The sequence below is a fragment of the Bradyrhizobium sp. AZCC 1678 genome (assembly GCF_036924765.1).
Lineage (GTDB): Bacteria > Pseudomonadota > Alphaproteobacteria > Rhizobiales > Xanthobacteraceae > Bradyrhizobium > Bradyrhizobium algeriense.
This window is the reverse complement of sequence record NZ_JAZHSE010000001.1, coordinates 3335451-3351712: the sequence shown is the minus strand read 5'-3', so window position 1 is coordinate 3351712 and position 16262 is coordinate 3335451. Positions and strand designations below refer to the sequence as shown.

The window sequence follows — 16262 nt, the reverse complement described above, 5'->3', positions numbered from 1 at the left end:
GCGTTACGACGCGTACTTCTGATAGAACGTATTGGTGAACAGCTCGCTCGGATCATACTTCCGCTTCGCCGCGAAAAAATCGTTGATCTGCGGGTATGACCGCTGCAACTGATCCTTTGAATAATAGAGCTGGTAGGGCAGGAAAAACCGGCCCTTGTGCGCGATGGTGAGGTCTATCAGCTCTTCCGTCGCCTTCTTCATGCGCCGGTTGCCCTCGTCATCGGTGGTCTGGTTGATGTAGAGCACCAGCGAGAACGCCGGCTCCGGCGAATAGGTCAGGAAATTGTTCTCCTGATGCACGACGCGCACCGACGCATTCAACAGATTGGTCCTGTTGTCGGTCAGCACCTTGCGCATGCCGTCGACGAACGAGACGAACTGGCTGCGCGGTATGAAATATTCGTGCAGTATGTCGGTGTCGTTGGGCAGCGAATTGCGCAAGTAAGGCACGGAATCGTGCATCGGGTCGTTGCGGTTGACGAGGCAGGCTTCCGCCGATCCGATCGCCTGCGCCCGCGTCACCGTGCAGGTCTCCATCCGGTGCTCGATGTGCTTTTCCGACAGCCATTTCATTTCCTGAAACAGCGGGCCCTGCTTGGACAGGTTGATGGTGAGCCGCCGCAGCTTGGTGCCTGAGACCTCGCCGAGCGGTTCGCGCTTGAAATCGGTGCCGTCGACCTTGGTGTAGGTATAGAGCAGCAACTCCTTCAGGAACGAGCTTGGCGCGGTCGAGAGGTGCCCGTACATCAGCCCGATATTGCCGTCCTTTTCGATCTCCTTGGCGAACAGCGCCGGGAATTCCTTGTAGTCCATCATGCGGCGCCCGGTCTGGTAGACCAGATTGTCTGATATATCGAGCTCGGCCTCGACGATGATGCCGAACAGGCCGTAGCCGCCGACCACGAGGTTGAACAGGTCCTTGTTCTCGGTCGCAGATACCGTGCGCAGCGAACCATCGGCCAACATCACCTTCATCGACTTGATCGACTTCGCAAGCGCACCGGCCTGATGGTCCATGCCATGGGCATTGACCGAGATTGAACCGCCGACGCTGAAAATATCGGTCGACTGCATGGCGCGGACCGCAAAGCGCGGGTGCAGCACGTTCTGGATATCGTGCCAGGTCGCGCCCGGCTGCACCGTGACCGATCGCGAACTCTCGTTGAGCACGATCTTGTTGAAGCCGCGCATGTCCAGCACGACGCCGCCCTTGCGGAACGCGTGCCCGCCCATGCTGTGACGTACGCCGGCGGTTGTTACCGAGAGCTTGTTGTCGCGCGCAAAGGCAAGGGTCTTTGCGATATCCTCGACGCTGCGCACCTCGACCATGCCGTAGATTTCGGTCTTGTTGAGGCAGCTCGCATCATTGATGCTGCCGCCAAGCTGCGACCATTTCACGTCCTTGAGCGGCGCAAACGCCTTGATCCGCTCCAGGTCGATTTTCGCTTGCTCGCCGCCGACCGCAGGCCCGCAATCCTTTTCCCCGGTGGGATCCGCTGCCAGCGCCTGAAGCTTGCGATAGCTGTAAACACCCAGCAACACGACGACCACGGCGGCAACGGACACGCCGGTTTTGAATTTTTGTGAAAATTTTCGCATGAACTGATTCCAGAGGATTGCGAGATATTCCGGGCGGGCGGATGATTAGTCAAATCGGAGCGCCTTCCGGTTCGATAGGCCGGCAGCGTTACTGAACCGATAACCCAATGCAGCCAGACGACGGCCGCCCTTCCCGCGCCTCACTTCTCCCGATAATCTCCCGACCCCATAACGGGCGAAGCAACGCCCGGCGCCGAGGAGGAACGCTGAAGTCGAAGGCATGACGGCCTGTCCGGACACCAACAATCAACAAACATTATCCAGGGAGAACACCAATGCTGACGCGACGCGGTATGATGCTTGCCTCCATCGCAGCCGGAGTGACCATGAACAACAGAACCGCCTCCGCCAAAGCGGCGCAGCCCGCGACGCCGGTGAATTTCGACGTGCCCGCAGGCGCCTGCGACTGCCATACCCATATCCATCCGGACCCTGAGAAATTCCCGTTCTTCTCCGGCCGCGTCTATACGCCCGAACTGGCCTCGCCAGAGGAAATGACCGCCCTGCACACGGCGCTGCACATGGAGCGCGTCGTGATCGTCACGCCCTCGATCTACGGCACCGACAACGCGGCCACGCTGTTCGGCATGGCGGCGCGCGGGCTGACCGCCCGCGGCGTCGCCGTGATCGACGACAAGACGTCGGAGAGCGATCTCGACCTGATGGGCAAGGCCGGCATTCGCGGCGTCCGCCTCAATCTCGCAACCGGCGGCGTCAATGATCCGAGTGTCGCCAGGCCACGCTTCACGGCCGCCGTCGAGCGCATGAAGGCGCGCGGCTGGCATGTGCAGCTATTCACGAGTCTGGCGATGATCACCGCGATCAAGGATCTGGTCATGGCCTCGCCGGTGCCGGTCGTGTTCGATCATTTCGGCGGCGCGCAGGCCGCCCAGGGCATCGAGCAGCCGGGTTTTGCCGATCTGATGGAGCTGGTGAAATCGGGCAAGGCCTATGTGAAGATCTCCGGCGCCTACCGCGCCTCGAAGCTCGGGCCTGATTTTGCCGATTGCATTCCGCTCGCCCAGTCGCTGATCGCCGCCAACCCCGACCGCATCGTCTGGGGCACCGACTGGCCGCATCCGGATTCCGTCACCCCGCCCGGCAAACAGATCTCCGACGTCACGCCGCTATTCCAGATCGACGACGGGCGACTCCTGAACCAGCTTCCGGTGTGGGCGCCGGATGCGGCGATCCGCAAGAAGATCCTGGTCGACAATCCGGCGCAGCTTTACGGGTTCTGAAATCCAGCGCTCGACATCGCGGCCCGCTGAAGTCCGAGCGGGTCGCGGTCGCAGGTGCGCAGCCAGTCGCCGGCCTTGCGCAGGCCGCCGAACGGGAACAGGTGAAATCCCGCAATCGAAGCCGTTGCGGCCGCAGGCGCGCCGCGCAATCCCCTGACGACGTCGTCCGGCCCGGTATCCGTCAGCAGGCGGCCGAACCGGCCGATCTGGGCCCGCAGCGCGCGGATGGAATTGCCGATGCCGCAGCGGAGCGCGAATTTTGTCAGTGTCGCCGGCGTGGCCGGACCGGCAAGGCCAATGATCACGGGAAGATCGATGCCGGCCCGATCGAGTTCAGCGATCCATTGCAGGATCGGGGTGCTCTCGAAGCAGAATTGCGTGACGACATCGACACGTGTTCCGGTCCGCCCTCCCCAGTCGCGCCACGCCTTGAGCCCGTTCAGCGCGTCGCGCAACTCGAGAAATGGATGACCTTCGGGATGACCGGCGACACTCACACAGGCAATGCCGTGCGCCTCGATCAATCCGCTGGCGCAGACATCGCGCGTCGATTTGAACGGGCCCCTTGCAGCGGCGACGTCGCCCGCGATCAGGACAATGCGCGACACACCGGCCTCGTCCCGCGCCCGCGCCAGGAAATCGTCGAGCGCCTCCCGCGAAGCCATTTCACGCGCCGCGATATGGGGCACCGGGTTGTAGCCTGCCCGGCGCAGCGCCGTGGCGGTTTCGACATTGTGGCGATAATGATCGCCGGGCAAGAACGTGATGGTGACATCCGTGCCGGCAGCGAAATGATCGCGCAGTTCCGCAATCTGATGCCCGCGCGAGGAGATTTCGACGGACGCCGATGACAGCAGCGCGGCTAGTCTGGGGGATGACGGATCGGAGACGGTCACGGGCGCCTCCCAGGGTCATGCCGGCGCGCGGCGGCGCGAGATCACATAGGTTTCGTCGTTGAACCACAAGCCGCCATGCTTCTTCAGCACGCGGTCGGTGGCTTCGAGGTAGCGGCCGTCCCGGACCACCTCCGACAACCTGTTGTCCTCGATCTGCGCCACGTAGATCGCCGCGTTCCAGGCCGCGAACAGCGTCGATGTCCCGATCGGTCCGCTGACTTCGTCCGGCAGCGTGTGCATGCGGTAGCGGAAGATCGAGCGCGCATCGGATGAGGCGTTGAAATTGTAGTGCCGGGCCGCCGCGCCGAGCTCGTGCTTGACCTGGCGCAGGATGGCGTAGCGATCGGTCTTGAAGGGATCATCTCCCGGCCAGACCTGATCGATGATCTCGATGCCGGGATCCTTGCCGTGCGAATGGATGCCGATCAGCCGCCCGCCCGGCCGCAGCGACTTGACCAGCGGCGTCAACACTTTTGAAGCCTTGAATTCTACGCTCGCCCGCGCCCGATAGGGCTGCGAAGCAATGACCAGATCATAGTCGGCCATCACCCTGCCGGGCCGCGGCATGATCGGATCGAGCAGGAAGGAATGATCCTCGCGCCGCAGCGTCAGGATGACGGGGCGCTGATAGACCGGATTGCCCGTGGTCGGGCTGATGCCCGCGCGCCAGTTCTCGGCGAGGAAGCCTTCGAGCTCGCCGATCTGCTCGGCGAAGCCATGCGCGGTGTTGCCGGTCAGCGTGACATCTTTCCAGATCAGGCCTTGCGCCGACGTCACCGAGCGCGGCGTCAGCCATGGCGCCTCGGCGTAATAGAGGTTGGTCACGACCAGCACGGTGGCGGGATGCTCGAACAGGCGGTCCGCCATCTTCTCCAGCATCAGGCGGACGTCTTCGTAGCTGATCTCTTTCGCCACGACATAGAGCGGCATGGTGGGGAAACGCGCATGCACCGCCCGCATCACCCGCGACAGCACGGTGCCATCGCCGACGCCGGCATCGAAGATGCGAAGCGCCGGTGGCGCCGGCTGCAGATTGCCGAGCTCGAGCGAGATGCGGTTGCCGACCTCGCTCTTCTCGCTGCAGGTGGAGACGAACAGCAGGTATTTCTGGCGATTGTCGAAGAATCGGAAGCCCGGCGGCGCGACGGCGTTGGCGGCGCCCGCGCCGTTCAGCGGCTTGGCGGCCGGTGACGGCTGGCCTGTCGCCTCGCTCGAAGCGGACCGGTGCTCGGCGAGATAGGCGCGGACCTTGTCGAGCGTGCCCGTCGTGATCCTGGCGCCGTCGCGCAACCGCGACACCAGCTTGCCGTCGTTGACCACCAGCCGCCCGAAGGTGGATTCGGCCGTGCGCGTCTCGCGGCAGAAGTCGCGGATCTCGCCGAGAATCTGCTCGGCCGTCGGCGCCGATTTCGCCGGCTGCGCGTGGCCGTTCTGCCCGCCGTTCGATCCCTGGCTTCCCTCGATCCGCATGGCTGTCTCCTGCGGTTGTCCTTGGCCGTATCAAGGGACGGCCGCCGGATTGCGTCAACCACAAACCGAGTGGGCAGGAAACATGGGCATGTGCCCACAGCGCATCTACCGCGCCCGTCGCGAGAACACCGAGATCAGCACCGGCAGCGTCACCAGGATGACGATCGGCGCCAGCATCATGCCGGTGACGACCACGATCGCCAGCGGCTTTTGCACCTGCGAACCGATCCCCTCGGAGAGCGCCGCCGGCAACAGCCCGACACCCGCCACCACGCAGGTCATCAGCACCGGCCGCAATTGCAGTTCGCCGGTGCGGATCACCGCGCGCATCCGCTCATAGCCTTCGTCGATCAGCTGGTTGTACTGCGACAGGATGATGATGCCGTCCATGACCGCAATGCCGAACAGCGCAATGAAGCCGATCGCGGCCGACACGCTGAAGGGGATGCCGGTAATCAACAGACCGAGCACGCCGCCGAAGATCGCCATCGGGATCACGCTCATGGCCAGCAGGGTGTCGACGATGGAGCCGAAATTGAAGAACAGCAGCACGCCGATCAGCGCGAGGCTGATCGGCACCACGATCGACAGCCGCTTGATGGCGTCCTGCAGGTTGCCGAACTCGCCGACCCATTCGACCCGCGATCCCGGCGGCAACTGGACCTGGGCTGCGACCTTTTCCTGCGCCTCCTGGATCGCGCTGCCGAGGTCGCGGTTGCGCACCGAGAACTTGATCGGCAGATAGCGTTCCTGCTGCTCGCGGTAGATGTAGGCGGCGCCCGAGATCAGATTGATCGAGGCGACCTCGCTGAGCGGGATCTGGGTGATCGCGCCGCCCTGCCCTGCCACGCCGATCCGCAGGTTATGGATAGCTTCGGCGCTCTTGCGGTATTCCGGGGCAAGCCGAACGATGATCGGGAAATGCCGGTCACTGCCGGGTTCATAGAGATCGCCGGCGCTGTCGCCGCCGACCGCGACCTTGATGGTGGCGTTGATATCGCCCGGCGACAGGCCGTAGCGGGCGGCACGGGCGCGGTCGATATCGATCTGGATGGTCGGCTGGCCGAGCGAGGTGAACACCGCAAGATCGGTGACGCCCTGCACGGTGCTCAGCACGGACTTGATCTTGTTGGCCGTATCCGTCAGCGCCTGCAGATCGTTGCCGTACAGCTTGATCGAGTTCTCGCCCTTGACGCCCGAGACCGCCTCCGAGACGTTGTCCTGCAGATATTGCGAGAAGTTGAATTCGACGCCCGGGAATTTGTCCTGCAACTGCCCCAGCAATTGCGCGGTCAGTTCGTCCTTGTCGCGGGTGCCGGGCCATTCGCTGTTGGGCTTTAAGGGCGCGAAGAACTCGGCGTTGAAGAGGCCGGCGGCGTCGGTACCGTCGTCCGGCCGGCCGTGCTGCGACACCACCGATTCCACTTCGGGGCGCGCACGGATCATCCTGCGCATCTCGTTGACGTAGGCGTTGCCCTCCTGCAGCGAGATGGTCGGCGGCAGCGTGGCGCGGATCCACAGATTGCCCTCTTCCAGCTTGGGCAGGAATTCCAGTCCCAGCAGCCGTGCGAACGCAATCGTCATCAGGACGAGCACGGCAGCGCCGGCGAGCACGATCCTGCGGTTCGCGACCGCCCATTTCAGCACCGGCACATAAAGCCGGTCGAGCTTTTTCACGACCCAGGTTTCGGCCTCTTCCAGATGCGAGGGCAGGACGATCGCGCTCAGCGCCGGTGTCACGGTAAAGGTCGCGAGCAATCCGCCCGCCAGCGCGTAGGCATAGGTCCGCGCCATCGGCCCGAAGATGTTACCTTCGACGCCGCTCAGCGTGAACAGCGGCAGGAAGGCTGCGATGATGATGGCGGCGGCGAAGAAGATCGAGCGCGACACGTCGGCGGACGCCGACATGATCGCGTGGCTCTTCATTCCCATCGTGGTGTCGAAGGAGATGTGGCTCTGCTCGGCCGCGGACAGCGCGGTGGTCTGCGTCAGCCGCCGGAAGATCGCCTCGACCATGATCACGGTGGCGTCGACGATCAGGCCGAAATCGATCGCGCCGACCGACAGCAGATTGGCGGATTCGCCGCGCAGGACGAGAATGATGACGGCGAAAAATAGCGCGAAGGGAATCGTCGCGCCGACGATCAGCGCGCTTCGCAAGTCCCCGAGGAATATCCACTGCAGCAGCACGATCAGGATAATCCCGACCACCATGTTGTGCAGCACCGTATGCGTAGTGATGTCGATCAGGTCCTTGCGGTCGTAGATCCGCTCGATCTTCACGCCGGGCGGCAGGATCGAGGAATGATTGATCTCGTGAACCAGCTTTTCGACGCGGGCGATGGTCGGCGAACTCTGCTCACCGCGGCGCATCAGCACGATACCCTGCACGATGTCATCATCCTGGTCGAGGCCGGCAATGCCGAGCCGCGGCTTTTCGCCGATCGTGACATGCGCGATGTCGCGGACCAGCACCGGATTGCCGCCCGACTGCGACACCATAGTGTTGTTGAGGTCGTCGATCGAGCGGATCAGGCCAACGCCGCGCACCACGGCGGATTGCGCGCCGATGTTGACGGTGTTGCCGCCGACATTGATGTTGGCGTTGGAAACAGCCTGCAGCACCTGCGGCAACGTCAGCCCGTTGGCGACCAGCTTGTTGAAATCGACCTGCAGCTCGTAGGTCTTGGTCTTGCCGCCCCAGCCCGTGACGTCGACGACGCCGGGCACGGCGCGGAACCGGCGCTGCAACACCCAGTCCTGCAGCGTCTTGAGGTCGAGCACGCTGTAATTCGGCGGGCCTTTCAGGCGGTAACGAAAAATCTCGCCGGTCGGACTGAGCGGCGAGATGGTCGGCTGCGCATTCCCCGGCAACGGCGCAAGCTGCGACAGCCGGTTCAACACCTGCTGCAGCGCCTCTTCATAGGTGTAATCGAACGAGAACTGCAGTTTGACGTCGGACAATCCGTACAGCGAGATGGTGCGGATGGTGCGCAGGTTCTTGATGCCGGCAACCTGGGTCTCGATCGGTATCGTGATGTAGCGTTCGATCTCTTCCGACGACAGGCCCGGACTTTGCGTCACGATGTCGACCATCGGCGGGGTCGGATCGGGATAGGCCTCGATGTTGAGCTGCTTGAATGCGATCAGGCCGCCGACCAGCACGGCGACGAACATGCCAACCATCAAATAACGGCGGCTGACGGCTAGGGCGACCAGGCGATCCATTCAGACCGGAGCTTTCAATAAGGGGGTCAGCTGCCGGACGCGGCGCGATCGATGAATAGCGCACCCTTGGTGACGATCTGCTCGCCGGGTTTCAGATTGCCGACCACCTCGACGAGATCGCCATTGGTGAGGCCAGGCTTGATCTGACGCAATTCAATCGTCTTGTCCGGATGCGCAACCCAGATCCGCACCTGATCGCCTTCATAGATCAGTGCCTGCTTCGGCACGCCGACCGCCGGCCGGTCGCCCGCCGAATAGATCGTGACGTTGGCGAACATCTCCGGCTTCAGCGTACCGTTCTTGTTGTCGATGGTGGCGCGGACCAGCAGCCGCCGCGTCGCCGGATCGATCGCGGTGGCGACGTAATTGATCCGCGCCGACAGCGAACGGCCCGGCAGCGCGAGAACGTTGAAGGTCACCTCCTGCCCGATCGCGACGTTCGCGCAATCGCTTTCGCGGACGAAGGCCGTCATCCATACCGTGGAGAGATCGCCGATCACATAGACGGGGTCGCTGGCGCCGGCGTTGACATACTGGCCGGGGCCGATCTTGCGCTGGACCACGGTGCCGGCGATCGGCGCGAAGATGGTGGTCTCGGGATTGATATGGCGCTTTTCCTGGAAGGTCGCGATGTCCTCATCGGTGAGACCGAGAATGCGTAATTTGTTGCGCGCCGCCTCCATCGCCGTCTGCGACGAGCGCATGTCGTTTTCGGCCTGGATCAGGGTCGCCTGGCTCTGCTGGTAATCTTTCAGCGGAACGGCCTTGCCCTCGAACAGGTCCTTGGCGCGCGTTCCCTGCAATTGCGCCAGATCGAGCGCGGACTTCGCCTTGTTCATGGCGGCCATCGCGCCGATGAAATCGTTTTGCGCCTGAACGTTGTCGGCGGCCTCGATCACGAATAGCGGCTGGCCCTTGACGACGCTGTCGCCCGGCTTGGCCAGCAGCTTGGTGACGCGGCCTGCATAGGGCGAGAACACCGGCGTCGAGCGATCTTCATCGATCGCGATCTTGCCTTCAGTGACGTGTTCGGCGCGGAAGCCGCGTTCGGTGACGGGCTGAATGGTCAGGCTGGCCCATTCGGCAGGGCTCGGCGTGTAGCGCTGCAATCCCTTGCGGGACTGGCTCGAGACTTCCGAATGGCCGGCCTTGGTGTTGCCTATCTTCGCAAAGCCGTAGGCGCCTACGCCGACCAAGGCCAACACGCCGATGCCCACGGCCAATCGCTGCCGGGTAACGATCTGCAATGACTTGGTAAACACGTTGGGCATCCTGCCGGGAACCATTCAGCGACGATTTGTCTCACCCTGCGCTAATAGTGCCCAATTCACGTTCCAACAACATGAAAAACGAAAATGGCCCTAGCGGGGGCGATTAAAGTTTGGAGAGCCGGCCCGAAGGCCGGCAAGCGGCCTACGCCGGTGGCGGCCATTGCGGCGGGTGGCTGCCGAGCGGCATCGCCGGACGGGCCCAAAACGCCGGGGTTTTCGACAAAATCGCGGAATGCCTGACCGCCCGCAGCGCACCGAAGCCTGAGCCCACCTCCTCGATGAAGGGCGTTACCGCCTCCCCCGTAAGATCACGGGTATCGAGGCCGCCGGCCACCCGCCCGAGATTCCACAGCCAGCGGCCGGTCTGCGCCAGCGACACCTGGACGTGCCAGCTGCCGCCTTCACGCGCCTGGCGCGCTTTGGCCATCATGGCGCCGAACGCCATGAAGTAGCCGGTGGCGTGGTCGAGCATCTGCGCTGGCAATTCCTTCGGTCCATCGACGCCGGCGGCCCGCCCCTCGGCATGGTTGAATCCGGTCGCGGTCTGCACCAGCGAGTCGAAGCCGCGCCGCCCGGCCCAGGGACCTGCGGCACCATAGGCCGACAGCGTGACATAAATGATACCGGGATTGATGCGCGCGGCATCCTCCGGCGAGAAGCCGAGACCTGAAATCGCGCGCGGCCGGTAGCCCTGCGAAAAAATATCCGCCGCGGCCAACAGGTCGCGCAGCATGCCGCGCCCCTGCTCGTTCTTGAGTTCGACAAAACTCGTCAGCTTGCCGCGGCCGGTGTCGATGGTGAGCCACGGAATGGCCGGTAGCTCTGGGCCGGATATCAGCAACACGTCGGCGCCATGCGCGGCAAGCGTCCGGCCCGCCACCGGACCCGCGATCACGCGCGACAGATCGAGCACCCGAAGCCCCGCGAGCGGACGATCGCCTTTAGGCCACGGCTTCGGCGCAGCCTCGCCGATTTTCGTGATCGAGAGCAGCGGCAATCCGGCGAGCGCTTTGGCATGCGGCGTTGCCGACCAATGGTCGTGCGAGCGCATGAAGGCCACGACGCAGCCGCCGGCATAGGCGGCGGTCTCGAACGCTTCGCCGTCCCATTGCATCAGCGCGGCCTGAACCGCGTCACGCTCCGGCTTGCAGTGCAGCACCTTGCAGACCGCATCGCGGTGATGGGGAAAATTGGTGTGCAGGCGCACGAAGCCATTGTCGCGGGTTTTGTAGACACCGGCGATCGCATCCCAGGCCGGTGGCGGGGGATTGCCGTCGACGCGCAGATAACGTTCGCTCCGGCATTCGACCACGGCATGACGCATATCGACCGCCGTGCCTTGCGCCTCGCCGCTGCGCATTTTCCAGATTTCGGCCGCCGCCAGCCCGGTTGCAGCGACGCTGACCTGTGCGGCGGCAGCGACGCGAAACGACGACGGCAGTTGCGGCTCGTCGCCGGTCAGCGTGAGCGCGTCGAGCGCGGAGACTTCACCGCCGGCGGAGGTCCAGATATCGCGGAGGATTTCTCTGGGGCTTTGCATAAGCGTGTCTCTTTCCTAACGTCTTTCTTAACATCCCACGCAACGTAGCCCGGACGGAGCGCAGCGCAATCCGGGTAAAGCGATTTGAGCTTTCTCCCGGGTCAACTTGGCCGCTACAATGCGGCGGAATCACATAAGGAAAAACAGAATGGACTTGGGTTTGAAGGGCAGAAATGCCGTCGTGCTCGGCGGCACGCGCGGCATCGGGCGGGCGATTGCGGACACGCTGGCGGGCGAAGGCGCAGGCGTCGCGGTGTGCGCCCGCAACGCCGATCAGGTCGCCGGCAGCGTTGCCGAACTGCAGGCGATGGGCGTGAAGGCGACCGGCGCGTCCGTGGATATCACCGACGCCGCCGCATTGAAGTCGTGGATCGCCGATGTTGCACGGCAGCTGGGCAGCGTCGACATGCTGTTTTCCAATGCCGGGGCCATGGCGCAAGGCGGCGATCCCGCTTCATGGGAGCAGAACTTTCGGCTCGACGTGCTCGGCGCCGTCAACGCGTTCGAGGCCGCGCGTCCCTCGCTCGAAGCCAGCGGCGAGAAGACCGGTGACGCGGCCTTCATCATCATTTCATCGATCTCGGCGGCGCAGGCGGATAGCGCCAGTTCCTACGGCCCGATCAAGGCGGCGCTGATCCACATGGCCAAGGGACTGGCGCGGCAATACGCGGGCAAGAAAATTCGCGTCAACGTGGTGTCGCCGGGCACCGTTTATTTCAGGGGCGGCATCTGGAACATGGTCGAGCAGAACATGCCGAAGCGCTACCAGGATGCGCTGGCGCGCAACCCGACCGGCCGCATGGCAACGCCGCAGGAGATCGCCAATGCGGCGGTGTTCCTGGCGAGCCCGGCCTCCTCGTTCACGACAGGGTCGAACCTCGTCGTCGACGGCGCGATCTCGAACCGCGTAAATTTTTGAGGCATATGGCAGGGTTGAGAGAGATCGATTTACAACTCGCGAAGCAAACCGGTAAATTTGAAACGATAAACTAAGGGAACTTTACGAAGTTACCTTCATTCTGGCGGCCTGTTTCGAAGACCCAGACGAGACGACTGGGTCCAACGACGGATGGGCAGGATGATTGTCGACGAGCAAAGGACAAAGGTGCAGCGCGAACCGCGGCGCGAGCTGCGCAAACGGCCGACATGGATGACGATCGACAACGGGATCACGAAGCTTGAATGCTTCGTCCTGGACGTCTCGCCGGGCGGCGCCAAGATCGCGACCGATACCGCGCTTGATGTCAGAGACAGCTTTGAATTGGCGCTGGTGCCCGAACATACGACGCGCCAGTCGTGCGAAGTGGTCTGGCGCCGGGGCAAGACCTACGGCGTGAAATTCCTGTCCTGAAAGCCTGACCGGAAAAAGCGGCAAGCACTGTCAGGCGTTTCAAACCGCACGAACTTGATTTGATTTGTGGCACGGCCGGCTAAAGCGCGACTTCGCGCAAGATGTCCCGGCCATCTGCATCCTTGCCTGCTTGCCTCGAAAGATAGCCTGGATGCTCGGGACATCAGCGCGAGGACGCGCTTCGCGCTTTTATCCGGGCCGTGACGAATGCTCAGCAAGGCCCTACTTCTATCGGCTGATTTTCGACTCTGAGATCGGTCGGGCCGGTTCTGACTTGAACCAGGGCCGGACCAGCGGCCGATATCGACCGGCAACACCCCTCGCCCCAGCCCGGCTGCCCTCCGCGGACATATCTATGTCGTGATTCGCCTTGACACATGACTGCATTATTACAGTTAAATGTCAGTTCGATTACAGCGGAGCGACGAATGAGTTTGGAATGGCAGGCGCGGTCAGGTTCCCTGGCCTGGTCGAACCCCGTGTCCTGGTGGTGGGGCGTGCTGACCCTGGTGAGCGGCGTCAATATCGCTGTCTGGTTCGTGCTGTATGGCGAGCTTCCCGTGCTGGCGACCGAATCTGCCGGCAGCACCGCCAGCGTCGGCGTCATGCTGCTGTTCTGTGCGGCCTATGTTTTTGGCTGCGCCTTCAGGTCGTTTCTGCCGCGCGCCGATGTTCAACGGATCTGCCTGTTCGACACCTGGTGGTCGAGCGTTCTGGTCGGACGGACGGTGGCGACCGTGGCCGAGATCTGTTTTGTGGTGCAATGGGCGATGCTCCTGCACCAGCTCGGCACGATGACCGGGGCGGAAACGACCGTGAATGCCGCGTGGGTGATTGTACCTCTGATCCTGATCGCGGAATGCCTCTCATGGTATGCGGTGCTGACCAGGAACTATCTCGGCAACGCCATCGAAAATTCGCTGTGGGCGGTTGCGTTCTTTATCATCGGTGCAGGTCTTTGCCGCCTGCTGCCGGAATTCCACGGCGCGGTTCGCCTGATGCTTGCCATAGCCATCGCAGGCATTGCGGGCTTCCTGGCTTTTCTGATGACGATCGACGTCCCGATGTACCTGAACCGCTGGCGGACCGGCGATGCCGATGGCGACAAGCGCCTGACGCCCCGCGAGGGCCTGCGTGACGTCAGCACGCGCTGGGTGGTGACGCACGACCTTGCCGAGTGGAAGGACGAGATTGCCTGGATGTCGCTTTATTTCAGCCTGGCGGTCTGGTCGAGCCTGGCGCTGTGCGTGTTCTACGCGCTCGAAAATCATCTGCCGCAGTACCGGACCGAAGCTGCGATCGTAAGCGGAGCGTCGAGCACGACCGTCGTCGGCACCCGGTAGCACAACAGCCACCACGCTGAAACTTTACGCCGCATTGCCGCGTTACACACATGTATCGCAGGTGCGGCGTTTTTCGTTTCACAAGGGCAGGCTTTGGACCGGTTTCAGATAGGCACCCATTTTCTGGCGCTGGCCGCGGCCTTCGCGCTCGCCGTCCCGATCGGCTAGGACCGCGAGAAGCGCGCGCGCAGCGCGGGCCTGCGCACCTTTCCTCTGGTCGCGATGGCAAGCTGCGCTTCGTGCAGGCCAGCGAAAACCTGCTGGTGCACTCCCCCGATGGCATGGCGAAGGTGATCGAAGGCCTGATCACCGGCATCGGCTTCATCGGCGGCGGCGCGATCCTCAAGCAGGGAACGACCGTGCAGGGCACGGCGACGGCCGCGAGCCTGTGGGCCCACCGGCGCGATCGGCGTTTCCGTCGGGCTCGGCAGCTACGACGTCGCAGTGACGGCGGTGTTCACGTTCCTGACGCTGAGGCTGCTGACGCTGGTGAAGGAAGACGATCTCAAGGACGGCGAGAACGAGCGCAAGCGCGACGCCAGGTCGGATTGAGATGCATAACAGTCACCACACCGTGAGGGTATTTCGTCGCCCACGGACGGCATGAAATATTCCGCGCCTTGCGCGAAGCCATTTTCTCGGACCAAGAAGAAATCCCGAAACAATGTCGTCGTACCATGATCCATTAGACATGGAATCGATCATGTGGAACCTCGTCGAAATATTTTACCGGGAATATTGCCTGCTCTATCGAAAACACTGCCAGGCTCGACTACGGGGGATGCGCAGGTTTCTCGCTGAAGCCAGATGAAGCGTGCGCAATCTGTCGCAGTCGGCATCTGCGGTTCCTGTGATTTGCCGGCTTGCAGTGAACCGAAATCAGGAGTGATCTTGTCGGACCGCGATCGAAGGAGAAGGTTATGCAGCCATCGACAGACGATCTGCTGATACGCCAAATCAGTGCGCTGATATCTGCGACCGCCGATGCAGCGTCCACCAGCGGCGAACACACCCACTTCATGGAGGCAAGGCTATACGAGACCCTGGCTGCACATTGCGCCGAAAAGCAAAGGCTCGCAGCAGCATTTGCCGGAAGTGGCGTCGGAAAGACGAAAGGGGGATTGATCTACTGGTAGATCGGAACCAGTTGATCGGGGATCGTGGGAAAAGGCATACACCACAGGGATACCTTTTGATTGCTCTCACGCCGTGCCCGCGGGAATGCGAGTTGGCCCGTTACCTCCAACCAGATCCGATCGGGCGCACGATCGCCTGAATTGGCCCCTGAATTCTCCTGGCGGAACGCCGAACTCGCGCTTGAATGCCCGATTGAACGCCGCCTCCGAGTCGTAGCCTACCTCGGAGGCCACCTGTATCACCGCCTCCCGGGTGGTTTGCAGCATCCTGGCAGCGAGTTGCAATCGCCAGCGCGCAAGATAGGTCAGCGGCGGCTCGCCAAGAAACCGGGAGAACCTCTCGGCAAGCACCGAGCGCGAAACGCCGGTCTCAGCGGCAAGTTGCTCCACGGTCCAATGACGACAGGGTCTTCGGTGCAGCAGCGCAAGTGCACCGCCGACGACCGGATCGCGCGCACCCGCGAGCCAGCCGGTCTGTTCCGCCGGTAACGCCTCCATATAGCGGCGGATGGTTTCGATGAAGAGCGCTTCCGCCATCTTGGAGAGCAGGATCGATTGTCCCGGTCGCTCCGATCCAGCCTGGGAGACCAGATGGCGAACCGAACTCTCCAGCCATTCGCCGGCTGGGTCTCCGCGCAGGTTGATCTTGATCATCAGCGGCAGGCCGGCGAGGAAGAGCCGTTCGGCATGACGTTCGCAACCGAAATAGCCGCAGACAAACCTTGTCGCCTCGCCTCCGCCGCCCAATCGCATCGTGGTCAGATGGCCGACCAGGAACTCGCCGATCGAAGCTCCACTATCGAGGTAGGTCGATGGCGAGCCGTTCGACACGGTATGGGCATCGCCGTGGGGGATGATCAGGATATCGCCCGCAGCGACGGCGATGTCGTCTTCGCCCGCGAAGCGCACGATCGCCTTCCCGTCCGTGACCAGATGATAGCTGACCAGGCGCTCGGTTCCGGGAGCAAGCACGTGGGCGACGTCTCGCAAATGCGGCACGCTGAACCCCCAAGGCGCTGTGCACTCTGCGTGGTAGAAGATGGCGCCCGTCATGTGTACCGACGCGAGAGCTTCCGATAGGGCATCCATTTCCTTGGCTCCCGAAGGTGGACCCCATGGGCTGCAAAGAACCACGGAGTTTCGGCAAAGTTGGGGCTTCGGCTTGCCGTTAAACTCACATGCATGGG

General features: G+C 62.9%; 12 protein-coding genes and 1 pseudogene. 6 read left to right on the top strand and 7 right to left on the bottom strand.

The genetic code is table 11. The annotated features are described in order from the left end of the window. Positions 1-3: 3 nt before the first annotated feature. Positions 4-1599 (bottom strand): FAD-binding oxidoreductase, encoded by a 1596-nt coding sequence (locus V1294_RS15790; protein ID WP_334498440.1) that lies wholly within the window; start codon positions 1597-1599, stop codon positions 4-6. Between the two features lie 275 nt (positions 1600-1874). On the opposite strand from V1294_RS15790, the gene V1294_RS15785 reads away from it, so the two are divergent. Beyond that, positions 1875-2840, top strand: a complete 966-nt coding sequence (locus V1294_RS15785) for an amidohydrolase family protein (RefSeq protein ID WP_334498438.1) — start codon at positions 1875-1877, stop codon at positions 2838-2840. Here V1294_RS15785 and V1294_RS15780 read toward each other — a convergent pair. From V1294_RS15780 to V1294_RS15760, 5 genes are all read right to left on the bottom strand, one after another. Continuing rightward, positions 2828-3736 carry a methylenetetrahydrofolate reductase gene (locus V1294_RS15780; protein ID WP_334498436.1) on the bottom strand — a complete coding sequence of 303 codons (909 nt, stop codon included), beginning with the start codon at positions 3734-3736 and terminating at the stop codon, positions 2828-2830. The two genes, V1294_RS15785 and V1294_RS15780, sit on opposite strands and share 13 nt — an antisense overlap. A gap of 15 nt (positions 3737-3751) precedes the next feature. After that, positions 3752-5206 (bottom strand): hypothetical protein, encoded by a 1455-nt coding sequence (locus V1294_RS15775; RefSeq protein WP_334498435.1) that lies wholly within the window; start codon positions 5204-5206, stop codon positions 3752-3754. 105 nt (positions 5207-5311) lie between these two features. Next, positions 5312-8434, bottom strand: a complete 3123-nt coding sequence (locus V1294_RS15770) for an efflux RND transporter permease subunit (RefSeq protein ID WP_334482289.1) — start codon at positions 8432-8434, stop codon at positions 5312-5314. Between the two features lie 26 nt (positions 8435-8460). After that, a complete protein-coding gene (locus tag V1294_RS15765; RefSeq protein WP_334498433.1) occupies positions 8461-9705 on the bottom strand; it encodes an efflux RND transporter periplasmic adaptor subunit in 1245 nt (414 codons plus the stop codon). A 142-nt stretch (positions 9706-9847) separates the two neighbouring features. Further along, the gene (locus tag V1294_RS15760) at positions 9848-11245 is read right to left on the bottom strand and encodes a CoA transferase (protein ID WP_334498430.1); all 1398 of its coding nucleotides are present in this window, start codon (positions 11243-11245) and stop codon (positions 9848-9850) included. Between the two features lie 148 nt (positions 11246-11393). On the opposite strand from V1294_RS15760, the gene V1294_RS15755 reads away from it, so the two are divergent. The 5 genes and pseudogenes from V1294_RS15755 (at position 11394) to V1294_RS15735 (ending at position 15075) form a co-directional block, all read left to right on the top strand. Then, positions 11394-12164, top strand: a complete 771-nt coding sequence (locus V1294_RS15755; protein WP_108513120.1) for an SDR family NAD(P)-dependent oxidoreductase — start codon at positions 11394-11396, stop codon at positions 12162-12164. 159 nt (positions 12165-12323) lie between these two features. Then, positions 12324-12596 (top strand): PilZ domain-containing protein, encoded by a 273-nt coding sequence (locus tag V1294_RS15750; RefSeq protein WP_334482295.1) that lies wholly within the window; start codon positions 12324-12326, stop codon positions 12594-12596. A gap of 428 nt (positions 12597-13024) precedes the next feature. Further along, positions 13025-13939, top strand: a complete 915-nt coding sequence (locus tag V1294_RS15745; protein WP_334498427.1) for a hypothetical protein — start codon at positions 13025-13027, stop codon at positions 13937-13939. A 93-nt stretch (positions 13940-14032) separates the two neighbouring features. Beyond that, positions 14033-14491 (top strand): annotated as a pseudogene (locus V1294_RS15740) (MgtC/SapB family protein). Between the two features lie 368 nt (positions 14492-14859). Next, positions 14860-15075 (top strand): hypothetical protein, encoded by a 216-nt coding sequence (locus V1294_RS15735; protein ID WP_108513122.1) that lies wholly within the window; start codon positions 14860-14862, stop codon positions 15073-15075. Positions 15076-15141: 66 nt separating this feature from the next. Here the strand turns inward: V1294_RS15735 and V1294_RS15730 are convergent, their stop codons facing one another. Next, positions 15142-16164 (bottom strand): AraC family transcriptional regulator, encoded by a 1023-nt coding sequence (locus tag V1294_RS15730; RefSeq protein ID WP_334498424.1) that lies wholly within the window; start codon positions 16162-16164, stop codon positions 15142-15144. Positions 16165-16262: the final 98 nt, after the last annotated feature.